This window comes from Citrobacter sp. 172116965, from assembly GCF_013458095.1.
In the GTDB taxonomy this organism is placed as follows: Bacteria; Pseudomonadota; Gammaproteobacteria; order Enterobacterales; family Enterobacteriaceae; genus Citrobacter; species Citrobacter braakii.
In genome coordinates, this window is record NZ_CP046673.1 from 1,846,584 (window position 1) to 1,859,782 (window position 13,199).

Below are 13,199 nucleotides of genomic sequence, written 5' to 3' on the forward strand. Positions count from 1 at the left end.
ATCAGTCCTGTTTTTCCAGAAAACGACGGCAAGGTAATACGATTAAAAACCAGGCAAACCAAATGAGAGTCGAAAGCTGCGATGCGGCACGGATCCAGCCCTCTTCGTTACGGAAACCGTCAATAAGATCGGGGCCAACCAGCGCTTTCGACCCTAACCAGCCTAAAAAGCAGGCATTAATGACCCACAGCCAGAATCCGCATTTAACCAGTTTGCTGTAATGGCGAAAACGAGCCCGGGAAGTATCAAGCCAGGGAAGGAAATAGAAAATCAGTACCGAGCTGCACATTGCGGCTAAGCCAACGAATTCATTTGGGAAGCAACGCAAGATGGAGAAGAAGGGGAGAAAATACCATTCCGGCGCAACAATCGCGGGTGTAACTGTTGGGTCCGCAGGAATAAAGTTATCGGCGCTGCTCAGATAGTGCGGCGCGAAGAATAAGAACCAGGCGAAGATCATCAAAAAAAGGATGATTTTGATGGCATCAAGATCGGTAATTTTGTAATCGAACAGCAGGCTCCTGGACTCTTTCTCGCTAAACCTCTTTTTCATCGCCTGCGCAAACGCCGACTGTACGGTGCGAATATGAAAAACCGTTGCTCCAACAATCACAAAGGGAAGAATAAAGTGGAGAACAAAAAAGCGGCCAAGCATCGGCGTTCCCGGAGTATGGCTGCCGACTAAATATGCGTAAAGGGTATCACCCACCAGCGGAATGGCCTGGGCAAAGCGGGTAATTACCGTGGCCGCCCAGTAGCTTTTTTGCCCCCAGATAAGGCTATAACCAAGAAATGCGGTCATCATCAGCAGGATATATAGCGTCACGCTAATCATCCACATTGTCGTCCAGGGCTTGCGGTAAACGCTGTAGTACATGCCACGAAAAATATGCAGATAACAGGCAAAGAAAAAGAGCGACGCGCCAATAGCATGCATGTTGCGTAACAGTTCTCCATGGCGAACCGCACGCATAATATGAATAATGGAGTCAAATGCCAGCTCGGCCGTCGGCACGTAAAACATTGCCAGCACGATACCCGTAAGGATCTGCACACCGAGTATAACCAGCAGGATGGCGCCGATTGCGAATACCCAGAGTCCGGCAATCGAGCGAGGAAACGGGATACGCCAGCGAAGCGAATAGACGCGCTCACTCCTCATTTCAGGCTTCCTTCGTGCCGATACGCACGGCCTGACCATCCGAATGAATAACGTAGTCCGGGATTGCCAGGTTGGTCGTCGCGGGGCCGCGCGTTACGCGCCCGGAGGTATCAAACTCTGAGCCGTGGCACGGACAGATCCAACCCACCCCTCCTGGTCGGGCGTTGGGTACGCACCCGGCATGTGGACAATACCCTTGAACCACCAGCCATTGAGGATGAGCTGCTGAGACCCGCTCGCTGTCCGGTTGTGGGTCGATAAGCGTATGCCAGTCGGCACTTCTGGCAGTAATAATCTCATTCTGGGTGCGATGGTGAATAAGAATCAGCTTTCCCTGCCATACGCGTCTGACGGTTTGTCCAGCAGCAACCCCCGCAAGAGAGACATCAATCGGTTCATGTTCCGCAAGAGTCTTCTCATCCGGGCCCAGGGCCGAAACCAGCGGCCAGACGGCAGCAGCGACGCCTGCCGCGCCGACGAATTTTGTCAGTTTACACAGGCATTCCCGGCGCTGTTCCTGGATTTCGCCATCTGCAAGTTTATTCTCTGTCACCTCGTATTTCTCCCTGAGTATCGCGGATTAACGTTTGTCGATACGCGCGTAAATTTCCTGAAAGCGTTTATCAGCAATACCCGGTGCTTTGAATGCCCGATAGCTTGCTGGTAACTTGGCATCTCCAACCTTTATCAGCATCACCATGCCCTGAGCGTAATGTGGTGTACATTTGATGCCGTAAAATCCGGCATTGTCATAAGTTACTTCGATCTCTTCATCTATTTTTCCCAAAAAACCGGGATAGTTAGCCGGAGACAATTCAGCGATTGAAGCCGCGTTGTGGCTCTTATGTTTACGGATAAACTTCACCGTATCCCCGGGCTGGATCTCCAGATAATCCGGCTCATAGACCATTGGTCCCGCAGACCCACGATTTTTCATCAAAACGTCGTGAGTTTGTGCGAAGGTTGAAGAGGCGAGGGCGAGTAAACATAAAACTTTCAGACTCTGTTTGAGATATTTCATCGATTCTTCCTTAAAATTCATCAGGTCTTTGATAACGGATAAAACAGTTTTCAGCGCCTGTTTCATGTTCAACAATGGCGTCGATACCAAACCAGGCATGGAGGTTTTCGCGGGTAAACACGGCGCAAGGAGTCCCCTGCATCGCCATATGCCCGGATGTCATGACGATGATGCGATCGCAGAACATCGCGGCATGATTGAGGTCGTGCAGAGCGGCAATGACCGTGAGCTTTTCACGTTTAACCAGACTAAGCAGGCCAATCTGATGTTGAATGTCGAGATGGTTGGTGGGTTCATCCATCAGTAACAACTGCGGCTGCTGCGCCAGCGCCCGGGCGATATGCAGGCGCTGTTTTTCTCCCCCGGAAAAGGTATGCCAGCATCGGTGCTGTAATTCACGGAGATCGACCTTCTCCAGCATAGTTTGCACGATATCGTCATCTTTGGCGGACCAGGGCGAGAGCAGGCTAAGCCAGGGCGTGCGCCCCAGAGAAACGGCTTGTAAAGCGGTAAGACGCTCGCTGGTTTCTGCCTGTTGTTCGACCAATGCCACCCGCTGCGCAAGGTGACGCCGCGAATAATGCTGGAGCGCCTTTTGCTGCAGGGTGATACGCCCGGAAGTTGGCTTCAGCAAACCGGCCAGCAGTGAAATCAGTGACGTTTTTCCCGAGCCGTTGGGACCGATGATGCCGACAAACTCGCCGGGCGTTACGCTGAGTGAAATATCTTCAACAATCGTCTTACCTTTTACCTTCCAGTACAAATTACAGGCTTCAATAACGGCTTGCGCAGAGGTAACGAGTGGCTGTACGAGATTCACCGTCATTTGTTCTGGTTTCCTCTAATCAGAATGATTGAAAACGCAGGAGCGCCAACCAGAGCCGTGATCACGCCTATTGGGAGTACCTGACCGGGTAGTAACGTGCGGGAAATAACATCAGCGATAATGAGGAAAATAGCTCCGGTAAGCGCACTAACCGGCAGCAGTCGATGATGCTGGTTGCCGACCAGCAGACGAGCAGCATGAGGGATCACCAGACCGACAAAACCGATCGCACCCACAATGGAGACCATAATCGCCGTCATGCCGGTGACGGCGGCAATCAGCACTGCACGGGTACGTTTTACCGGAATGCCCAGCGATGCCGCAGACTCCGCGCCAAAGGAGAAAGCATCAAGATGGCGGGCATAACAGAAGCACAGCGCGATACCGACCAGAGCGGTAGGAATGGCTAAGACTACATCGGGCCAGCGTACACCGCTCAAATTGCCCAACAGCCAGAACATAATACCGCGTGCTTGCTCGGCGTTTGCTGAGCGGGTGATGATAAGCGATGTAATCGCATTGAAAAGCTGGGAGCTGGCGATCCCGGCAAGGATGATTTGGGTTGTCACACCCCCACCTTGTCTACCGCCAGCGGCCATCGCCAATAGCGCAACGAACAGAAATGCCGTCAGCGCACCAATGAAAGCGCCCAATGACATACTGATGATGCCAGCCCCAAGTCCAGTGAGAGCAATCAGCACCGCTCCGGTGGACGCTCCGGCAGAAATCCCCAGTAGATAGGGTTCGGCGAGCGCATTGCGTAGCAGCGACTGTAACACTACGCCGGAAACAGCCAGGCACGCGCCGCAACTGGCCGAGACCAGCGCTCGGGTCAGGCGGTAGTTCCAGACGATCCCTGCATCCAGCGCATCGACAGGATAGTGTGTATCAAAAAGATGATTTGCCAGCGTGCTGAGAACATGCTGCCAGGGGATAAGCGTTTCGCCGATGGAAATCCCCGCCAGCAGTACGCCACACATTAGCGCACTGACCCAAACGGCATGTCCACTGACTCTCACCGCAAGCTGACCAACAGCGCGACGCATCCTGCGTGAATCACTCATGATTATCTGCGTTCCTGAGTAACGGAGATGCGCTATACCGTGTGAGGATATAGCGCAAAACGTAGATTAATGAGCAGCCTGCGGATGTGCTAAGCCATATTCAACAAGGGCATCAGCCAGTTTTTCCACACCATCAATAGTTCTGATCCCGGCATTCATGGTCTGTACGTCAATGACCGGTAGATGGTTTTCCTTGACGGCAGGAACCAGTTTGGCGACAGGATCGGACTTGAGGTATTCCATCTTGACCTTCCAGTCATCCGCCGGGAAGCGGCGACGGCTCATTTCACCGAGCACAATGAGTGAAGGATTCGCTTTTGCGATGGTTTCCCAACCCACCGTTGGCCACTCTTCAGCAGAATCAATCACATTCTTCACTCCCAGCGTTTGGGCGATCCATGCCGCCGGACCAAACTTCCCGGCAACGTAAGGGTCAAGCTGGAGGTCGGCGCTTGAGAACCAGAACACGGCGGAAACATTCTCATTCATTCCGGTAATTTTGTTTTTCGCTGCGGCTTCACGTGCTTTAAGGCTGGCAATCAACGCCTCGCCTTTATCCTGAACATCGAAGATTTTCGCCAGATCGGCGACTTCCTGATACACCATGGCAATATCAAACATGCCCTTACGGACACCATCACCACCATCTTCGTTATCTTTCGCACAGTCAGCTGGCGCGGTGTAAACGGGAATTTTAAGTTCACTAAACTGTTCGTAAGAGGCAACCGTGCCAGCAGGGCCGATTTGCCACTCAAACTGACTGGCGATCAGATCCGGTTTTTTCGCCACGATCCCTTCAAAGCTTGGAATATTTTGCGCGATAACGGGGACTTTTTCATTTGCTGTTTTATAAGCCTCCAGTACTGGGCCAAACCACAGCGAAGTACCCACGACGCGATCGGCCAGCCCCAGTGAATAGAGAATCTCGGTACTGTTCTGACCCACCGTCGCCACGCGAGTTGGTGCCTGATTGAAGGTAATATCGCGGCCACAGTTTTTAATCGTCAGAGGATATTCGGTTTTTGCTGCCTCGGAAAAACCGGAAGTAAGCAGGAGAGCAGTCGTGCCAAAAATAGCCAGAAGCGTTTTTTTAGAGAAGTAAAAGGTAGAATTAGCGTGCATTATCATCGTCCCGTTGATGCCAGAATCTAAAGGTCTGGTCATGGCTTATTTCATTCCATATATCGGGAGGAGACATGAAGATAGATGACATTGAATCGTGAAATTTAAGAATGAAGATATGCAAAAAATGCAAATAAGCTTTACTCAGCCAAAATCTTATTCATAAATACACTACCGCTTGCGTCAAATAATTCATCCCATGGACCATCCCGTCCACTCAATGGCATACACCTTTGACAGCAGGTCTCCTGACTCACGGTAATCAGAATATCGGCCTTCCCATAAAGATGAACTTTACAGTGACCTGTGGTTTATGAGCCACACAGGGATATTCTGCATCCGCCTACAGTTGCGGGGGCAGTTATGGAATTGAATTGAATAATTCTCACCATATTCCTATTCATATACAAAAATGTAATGAAATGCTGTCGAAAGCGACTCTAACGGCAATTGTTAACAAGGTCAACCATAGAGGGTAAGAGATAAAAGGTAGTGGTGTAGAAAGAAATGCCCATTTAATACAGTGAGTTATGATTTTGTTGGTTACTGCGGTGTTGTAAATGAAAATAACAACAGGAAGCTAAATGAGAATTGGTTGATATTGATCAAATTACACGCATACTGAAATTTCTGTGTATGAAACATATTGATCACCATCAAAAGTTCCGCATATCAGCGCTTGACTCTTTTTTTTGTGTACTCTCCATATGTACCAATTGCCACTCATCCTGCATATCCATAATCACGTTAAAATTGTTACGCAACCAGAAATAATACCCTCCGGGTAAAAAATGATGTGTATGGAGATACAAAGTCTTATATTGATGTCGCTGACAGAATACCTCAGCTAAAGCAAACAATTGACTTCCGATCCCCTGTCTGCGGTAGCGCTCATCCACGTAGCAACGACAAATTTCCGCCGTTTCAGACAAGTTATAGCGACCACGTAGTTCAGTAATACGATCATCATATTGACATACCGCCAGTGTGGCGATTAATTCCTGGTTTTCACTCCACGCGCAAAGCAATGAATTCCTTTCCTGCAAGATATACTGTTGTTCGAGATCAAAGAGATCTTCTTCGGCAGAAGGCATGGCTCTGCCGGCATTGAAGTATAAATTAAGATGCTCAACAAGAAACGACTGAACAGCAGGAATATCGGCGGGAGTCATCTCACTAAACCTAAATGGGATCATGGCAGCATAACTCAAATTTAGAACGGAAAATGATAATAACAATAAGACCACTTTAAAAACAATATTGAGCAGTAAGAGACAGACTCGCAATTGCATACGGAGCTATTCTCATTACGGGTTATAAATGGGTGTTTGGGCGGCCACCACAGAGTGCAATCAGGCAGAAACACTTAACAAAACTCTTCGCGCAGAAGGTCAGGCTGTCGCGAGAACTAAGGTTTTCAGCGTCTTCTTGGGACAGAAAAAAGAATTGCATCCTATTGGGCTGCCAGGTATTTGCAACTGAGGCTGCATTTTTTTCTTCATTACCTGGATTGCCCTAATAGAAAAGCATCTGACATTTTGTTTTTGAAAACGACGTCTCAAAACATATCTGTATTCATTCTCTAAGCAGAATATTATAGAAACTAAATTATGAGTGGTAAGAGTAAATGTCACAACAAGGTGATTTACAATATGGATTATTTCATACTGTAATAGTTGATTAAGGTTAGGGTTTAGAGTATCTTTAATCTAATCGTAGATTTTCAAATAAAAGCAGACAATAACAGTATGAAAACCAGACTCTATAATTTTTCAGAAGACACAAATGAAATTTTTGTTTTTAGATGGACTCGGAAGCACTATGAATTTTGCATGGATAACGATATCTTTTTGAATCATAGAGGTAAGAAAGTTTATAAAGAAAGAAATTTGTTACTGTTCGCGAAAGGTGACAAAATTAGAATTGAAGCTGATGTTATTGCTGAACAATATTCCACAATGCCAGTAAAAAGTTTTTCTAGCGTTGGTGCGTTTTCATTTCCAACCTGTTATTTTCCGGGTAATGTAAATATCGGAAGATTTTGTAGTATTGCATCAAACGTAAAAATCATGGGAGGAAACCATCCTATGAATCGTTTTACAACTCATATGCTTACTTATAATGGCGAGTTTGATAAATACGCTGCCAACGAGTTCGGACAAAACTGGGTATTGAAACCATTTATTACAAAGCCTAAAAATACAACGATTGGCAATGATGTCTGGATTGGCAATGATGTCGTTTTAAAAGGTGGTATTTCAATTGGTGATGGTGCTGTTGTTGCAGCAAATTCCGTTGTTACTAAAGATGTGCCTCCATATGCTATTGTCGCAGGGGTTCCTGCGAAAATTATCAAATACAGATTTGAGTCAGATATTATTGAACAGTTGTTAAAAATAAAATGGTGGAACTATAATTACACCGATTTACCCGATAATAGCAAGTGTGATGATATTATAAATTTTGTCACTGAAATGAGCACGTTGATATCGAATGGCACTATAAAAGAAAAAGCATATAAAAAATTTAATCTTACCGAAATATTTACAACTCTTTAGTTTAATATGTCATTGTTGGGACTGTTATCCGGCGAAAGCAAAATGAGATAAGGACAACACGATGACAAAAGTTAGCATCTTGCTAGCGATGAGCGTTTTGCCATTGTCAGCATACGCAGCAACGACCGGACTAACCAGACTGGCACCGAGCGTCTGTGTAGAAACGATCGCTATTTCGGGCCAGATGGTAAGCGTAGCGGGAAAGTGAATACTCGTTACACCGCTCTATTGTTCAGACAGAACGATAAATCCTGATAGTCCTGCGCGTTTTCCCTGCCTGCGCGGCGGGGACGCCGTTTTCTGCTTTTCCATCTGCCCGCAACACTAACTCTCAGAAATGAGAGGCCGATCCTCTGAGCAGGACTTTTGTCCTCAATCCTCTGCAATCCTCTGGTTACAATCCCTGCATATCTTCAATACCCATAATTCAGGAATTGTTATGACTGCACATATTAATGCCAAAGCGGGTGATTTTGCGCCAACCGTTATTATGCCGGGCGATCCGCTTCGCGCTAAGTTTATTGCCGAAAATTATCTAATGGATTACCGCGAAGTCACCAATGTACGCAATATGCTGGGCTATACCGGTCTTTATTTTGGGCAACCTGTTTCGGTGATGGGACATGGCATGGGTATTCCGTCAATGACGCTTTATGCTCATGAACTGGTACATGACTTCGGTGTACAGAGAATTATTCGTGTCGGCAGTCTGGGGGCAACACAACATCATGTCAAAATGCGAGATATTATTCTTGCCATCGCCGCCGGAACGGATTCCGTCACTAATTTAAAACGTAGCGCGGGCTACGCGATGGCGACATCTGCCCATTTCTCATTATTGCAGCAGGCGTGGGCATTGGCGCAGAAGGCCGGTATTGACGTTAAAGTCGGCAATGTCTTCAGTGGCGATCTTTATTACGATCCTGACGAAAATTTAATACCTGCACTGGAAAAGTTTGGTGTGCTGGGTGTGGATATGGAAGTGGCAGGGTTATACGCTTTAGCGCATCAGTTTAATATTGAAGCGTTGGCTATATTAACCGTATCCGATCATTGCCTGACAGGAGAAGAAACAACGGCGGAAGAACGGCAGTTAACCTTTAAAAATATGATAGAGCTGGCGCTAAATACAGCTGTTACGGCTTAGCATCAGCATTTAAATGAACCAATCAGAGATGGCATTATATGAAGAATAAAATAGCACTTACGCTGATTAGTTTTCTGGCAAATTTTATTATGGCAGGATTTGCCAGTCAGTTTGGCATGCTGATTGAACCGATTGCAGTACGCTACAGTGCCGATGTGAATACCGTCGCCTCGATATTTTCGTTGCTTAACGGTGGGGCTTTAGCCGGGACCATCGCCGCCTTTTTCCTGATTGAGAAAATCGGCGTTAAGCGTATGACGCTCATTATCTATTCGATAGTGTTCCTCTGCGCTCTCGCAATGCACTTAAGCCCTGGCTTATGGCCGGTGATGGTCGCCATGACCCTGGTGGGTTTCTGCGGCGGGATTGGTCTGTGCGTGGCGGGAACGATCGTGGTTTCGGTTTGGCAGGATCGCATTCAAAGTACGATGCTGGTGGTGCAGGACGCCACCTTTAACGTCGCGGGCGTAGTTTTCCCGCTGATTACCACCTTCGCCCTGACGCACAATATGTCGTGGAGTTACAGCTATCTGAGCGTAGGCATAGTGGCCTTACTCACGCTGGGCGTTGTGGCTCTCACCCGCTTTACCGCCTGTGAAACGGCTCGTGCAGCGGATAGCGCAGACCCGGTGAAATCCGAGTGGAATCCAGGGATTATCAGCGGAGGCATCGGCCTGTTCTTAGGTATGTTGGCGCTGTATACCTTCCTGACCAGGGCACCATTATTTGTGAAGAACAAATTTGGTATTCCCTTCGAAGAAGCAGGTAATATTATTACGCAATACTGGGGTGCTGCGCTGGTCGGCGCGTTAGTCTCAACCGTTATTGTTTCCCGCGTAAAGATACATTATTTCTTGCTTAGCATTATTTTGTTAGCTTGCGTTATTACCACCATCATTGTCACGAAGGAAAATATCTCCGGGCTTGATTATCTGGCCTATAGTTACGGGTTTGTCTGTGCAGCGCTGTATAACTCCTTTATTGCCTACGGGGTTTCTTTCGTGAAGCGCGCGAGTAGCCAGAACGTTTCTTATATTTTAATTAGCGGTAGTGCTGGCGCCATGTTTAGTCCGGCGATCAGTGCGCTAATGGAAAAAACTATGGGGTTGCAGAAAATTATGTACGCAATACCGGTGTTGTATTTAATTATCTTTATTATGTTGATGGGTACATTAAAACTCAAACGTAATTAAACACAGTAATAACGCTTACCTCTTTAATTAGATAGCCCGCCGTCACGCCATTTATCTGGTGGGGCGACACTCAACCTTGCTCAAAGGAATTGAAAATGCTGAAGAAAAATAAATCAATGATGAAAAAAACAGTTCTGGGTGCGGTAATTGCGATGTGCTGTACGCAAGCGCTTGCGGCTGATTATGCTGATGGCAACATCCGCAAAAATGATTTTAACTGGATGCAGATGAACTTAATGCAAAGTGTGGATGCGAAAGTGCCTTATGGTATTCGTAATGACACCTATCTTGAGCTGGAATTTGGCGCACGATCCGGGATTATCGATCTGTATGGCTATGTGGATTTCTTTGATATTTTGGATCGCGAGCAGGACGATCGTCACGGGGGAGATAACTTCTTTGCCAAGATATCTCCACGTTTTTCCCTCGACGCCATTTTTAATAAAGATTTATCCGTAGGGCCATTTAACGAATTCTATATCGCAACGGTAAATAACATTGGTGACCGGGAATTATTTGAGCATTACGTTGGTCTCGGCACGGATGTTAAAGTGCCGTGGTTTGGTCTGGTGGGAATGAACATTTATGCGCACTATGTACGTGAAAATTACGGTGCGGATAACGAAGGCAAGTGGGATGGTTACATGTTCTCGACCAACTGGTCGACGCCGTTCTATACGTTCGCCAACGGCAGTTATTTGAACTATCAGGGTTACTTTGACTACCAGTTCGCCGCGAACAAGATTGCTAACCAGCCGTTATATAGCAATAACGCGATTGAATGGTATAACGGCATCTACTGGCATTCAGAGCATTATGCAGTAGGTTATGGCTTAAAATATTTCCGCAACATGGCATTGATGGAAAAACACGGTGGAGCAGGGCGTACCACCGGGCTGGGTCACTATTTCAACCTCACCTATAAGTTCTGATTGCGCTGAAATGACACACCAATGCTCTGTTTGTCAGGGTTGGTGTGTCAGTCAATGATGTCATTGCCGAGAAATTTACGCAGCCCATCCAGATCCTTAATCTCCAGTCCTTGCTTCGTGCGCGTTACCAGCCCGGCATCCGTCAGCGCTTTCACCGCCCGCCGATAGACCCGGTCGGTGGTGCCAAATCGCTCAGCTTCCTGGTATTTTTTATGAAAACCATCCATTGGCTGCTTGTCCTGATGCTGGCGATACAGGTCATACGCCACGTTATGTACGATAGGGTAGAGCATCCGGTGCAGGAAGATTTCCAGCATATCCTGATAATCAACGGCCATTGCGCTGGCGAAAAATATCGCCAGTCTGGGGTGCTGGTTCAGCGCTTCCTCCAGACGGTCACAGTTGCATACCTCCACGGTCAGCGGTTCTTCGGCTACGATATCAAGCTGGCAACGATACCCGGTAAAAAACTCCATTTCGCCAAACAGTTGCTCATCACATTCCATTGCACCCAGTTGAAAACGGCGACCATTCTCCGCGCTATAACGCAGAGAAATTCTTCCTGACTGCACCATGATCAGTCGATCGACTACCTGTCCCTGGCGGTAAAGATAGTCATCTTCCTGGATAATCTGTGTTTCAGAGAGCAACTCCTGGAATATCTTCTCAATTAAGGCATCATCTTGCTGCCAGATATTGTGAAAACGTCCTTTTGTGAGGGGTTTAAGCTGCATGGCTCAACGTCTTATTGTTTGAGATAATTCTTATCGCTGACTGTATGCCATCTGCTGCGCAATGTCATTAAGAGCGGGTTGCGGATAATAAAAGGGCCAGCACCATGCTGGCCTTGACACATTAAGGATGGCTGATAAAGCGAGACAATCGCTGGCGCAGCAGGCGGTTTTCCTGCCGCAGTTGAGCGTTCTCTTCCAGCAACGTCAGCGCAACGGCAATTCCCGGCCAGTCAAGTTCCAGCTCCTGACGCAGGCGTATCGCGCGACGCATGACGTTCAGCGCATGATCGTCAAAAGTCTCGTCTTCATGAGGTTCTATCACCCCTAAGCCGACAATCTCATGTAGCTCTTCTTCTGACACACCGGTGTACAGACAAAACTCGGTAATGGTAAAGGTGACGGTGACGTTAGCCATTATGCTTTCCCCCACTCTTTGCGCGGATCAAAGGTCTTTTGTGCATCCGCCAACTGCTGCCACAGGGCGGCGCTGGCGTCGTCAGGTTTCGGCGGCATGACGATTTTGATCACCGCATACAAATCGCCGGTATGTTTTTTACTTACCAGACCTTTGCCTTTAATGCGTAACCGCTGCCCGGCCTGGCTGCCCGCAGGAATGGTCAGCAGGATGCTCTCTTTTAACGTCGGAACGGTTACTTTCGCGCCCAGCGCGGCTTCCCACGGCGCCAGGGGAACGACCACTTCCAGATCCTGATTAACGATATCGAACAGCGGATGTGGCGCGATATGAATCACCAGCCACAAATCACCGTTTGGCCCACCGTTTTCACCGGGGGTGCCCTGGCCTTTCAGACGAATACGCTGACCGTTACCGACGCCAGCCGGAATTTTCACATTCAACGTTTTAGGAATTTCACGTTCGACCATGCCGAACGCATTGTAAACTGGCAGGGTGTAACTGATCGTGCGGCTATGCTCAGTAAGCGTTTCTTCGAGGAATACGGCGACTTCAATTTCAATATCGTGCCCGCGGCTGGCATGACGCTGGCGAGACTGTTGCGCATGCTGACCAAAAATGGAGGAGAAGATATCGTCGAAATCTTCGGCGTTATAGCGTTGATTCTCTCCTTGTTGGAATTGACGGTTGAACTGTGGGTCGTTGCGGTGCTGCCACAACTGGTCGTACTCGGCGCGTCGCTGTTCATCACTCAGGACTTCCCAGGCTTCAGCAACCTCTTTAAACCGGGCCTCCGCGTCAGTCTCTTTGCTGACATCAGGATGATATTTACGGGCGAGTCGACGATAGGCGGTCTTGATTGTCTTGAGATCGTCTGTCGGTTTCACGCCCATAATGGCGTAATAATCCTTTAATTCCATAGCGTTCTCTCGTGTAAATCAACACTTGCAGAAGGTGAACCCTGACAACAGGTATCACCGCTAAGTTTAGGGTAATCCTGATAACGGAGAATGCCAACCGGGAAG

14 protein-coding genes, 1 pseudogene and 1 riboswitch are annotated in these 13,199 nt (G+C 47.8%); of the genes and pseudogenes, 5 read left to right on the plus strand and 10 right to left on the minus strand.

The window, feature by feature from the left end; all coding sequences use genetic code 11:
• Position 1 precedes the first annotated feature (1 nt).
• The 7 genes from GPJ68_RS08700 to GPJ68_RS08730 form a co-directional block, all read right to left on the minus strand.
• Positions 2-1,162: a cytochrome b N-terminal domain-containing protein gene (locus GPJ68_RS08700; RefSeq protein ID WP_047501122.1), complete on the minus strand. Its 1,161-nt coding sequence runs from the start codon at positions 1,160-1,162 to the stop codon at positions 2-4.
• Between the two features lies 1 nt (position 1,163).
• Positions 1,164-1,715 (minus strand): ubiquinol-cytochrome c reductase iron-sulfur subunit, encoded by a 552-nt coding sequence (gene petA, locus GPJ68_RS08705; RefSeq protein WP_075847069.1) that lies wholly within the window; start codon positions 1,713-1,715, stop codon positions 1,164-1,166.
• 27 nt (positions 1,716-1,742) lie between these two features.
• On the minus strand, positions 1,743-2,183 hold the full coding sequence (locus GPJ68_RS08710) for a pseudoazurin (RefSeq protein ID WP_104651592.1): 441 nt from the start codon (positions 2,181-2,183) through the stop codon (positions 1,743-1,745).
• Between the two features lie 10 nt (positions 2,184-2,193).
• A complete protein-coding gene (locus tag GPJ68_RS08715; protein ID WP_016156149.1) occupies positions 2,194-3,009 on the minus strand; it encodes an ABC transporter ATP-binding protein in 816 nt (271 codons plus the stop codon).
• Positions 3,006-4,073: an iron ABC transporter permease gene (locus GPJ68_RS08720; RefSeq protein WP_016156150.1), complete on the minus strand. Its 1,068-nt coding sequence runs from the start codon at positions 4,071-4,073 to the stop codon at positions 3,006-3,008. The genes GPJ68_RS08715 and GPJ68_RS08720 overlap by 4 nt, the downstream gene beginning before the upstream one ends.
• Before the next feature lie 66 nt (positions 4,074-4,139).
• The gene (locus GPJ68_RS08725) at positions 4,140-5,195 is read right to left on the minus strand and encodes an ABC transporter substrate-binding protein (protein WP_103929108.1); all 1,056 of its coding nucleotides are present in this window, start codon (positions 5,193-5,195) and stop codon (positions 4,140-4,142) included.
• Positions 5,196-5,415: 220 nt separating this feature from the next.
• Positions 5,416-5,640: riboswitch (cobalamin riboswitch) on the minus strand.
• 211 nt (positions 5,641-5,851) lie between these two features.
• Positions 5,852-6,391, minus strand: a complete 540-nt coding sequence (locus tag GPJ68_RS08730; RefSeq protein ID WP_172452816.1) for a GNAT family N-acetyltransferase — start codon at positions 6,389-6,391, stop codon at positions 5,852-5,854.
• 552 nt (positions 6,392-6,943) lie between these two features.
• Here GPJ68_RS08730 and GPJ68_RS08735 point away from each other — a divergent pair.
• The 5 genes and pseudogenes from GPJ68_RS08735 (at position 6,944) to GPJ68_RS08750 (ending at position 11,025) form a co-directional block, all read left to right on the plus strand.
• Positions 6,944-7,753, plus strand: coding sequence for a CatB-related O-acetyltransferase (locus tag GPJ68_RS08735; protein WP_101699901.1), 810 nt, complete (start codon positions 6,944-6,946; stop codon positions 7,751-7,753).
• A 147-nt stretch (positions 7,754-7,900) separates the two neighbouring features.
• Positions 7,901-8,008 (plus strand): annotated as a pseudogene (locus tag GPJ68_RS25110) (hypothetical protein); the annotation flags it as partial.
• A gap of 184 nt (positions 8,009-8,192) precedes the next feature.
• A complete protein-coding gene (gene deoD, locus GPJ68_RS08740; protein ID WP_046274454.1) occupies positions 8,193-8,900 on the plus strand; it encodes a purine-nucleoside phosphorylase in 708 nt (235 codons plus the stop codon).
• Positions 8,901-8,938: 38 nt separating this feature from the next.
• The gene (gene tsgA, locus GPJ68_RS08745) at positions 8,939-10,093 is read left to right on the plus strand and encodes an MFS transporter TsgA (protein WP_104652243.1); all 1,155 of its coding nucleotides are present in this window, start codon (positions 8,939-8,941) and stop codon (positions 10,091-10,093) included.
• Between the two features lie 95 nt (positions 10,094-10,188).
• Positions 10,189-11,025, plus strand: a complete 837-nt coding sequence (locus tag GPJ68_RS08750; RefSeq protein WP_104652244.1) for an outer membrane protein OmpK — start codon at positions 10,189-10,191, stop codon at positions 11,023-11,025.
• A 47-nt stretch (positions 11,026-11,072) separates the two neighbouring features.
• Here the strand turns inward: GPJ68_RS08750 and GPJ68_RS08755 are convergent, their stop codons facing one another.
• The 3 genes from GPJ68_RS08755 to cbpA all read right to left on the minus strand — a co-directional run bounded on the left by GPJ68_RS08755 (position 11,073) and on the right by cbpA (position 13,094).
• Positions 11,073-11,759, minus strand: a complete 687-nt coding sequence (locus tag GPJ68_RS08755) for a Crp/Fnr family transcriptional regulator (protein WP_104652245.1) — start codon at positions 11,757-11,759, stop codon at positions 11,073-11,075.
• A 121-nt stretch (positions 11,760-11,880) separates the two neighbouring features.
• The gene (cbpM, locus tag GPJ68_RS08760; protein ID WP_016156156.1) at positions 11,881-12,174 is read right to left on the minus strand and encodes a chaperone modulator CbpM; all 294 of its coding nucleotides are present in this window, start codon (positions 12,172-12,174) and stop codon (positions 11,881-11,883) included.
• Positions 12,174-13,094 (minus strand): curved DNA-binding protein, encoded by a 921-nt coding sequence (cbpA, locus tag GPJ68_RS08765; RefSeq protein ID WP_016152571.1) that lies wholly within the window; start codon positions 13,092-13,094, stop codon positions 12,174-12,176. The genes cbpM and cbpA overlap by 1 nt, the downstream gene beginning before the upstream one ends.
• Positions 13,095-13,199: the final 105 nt, after the last annotated feature.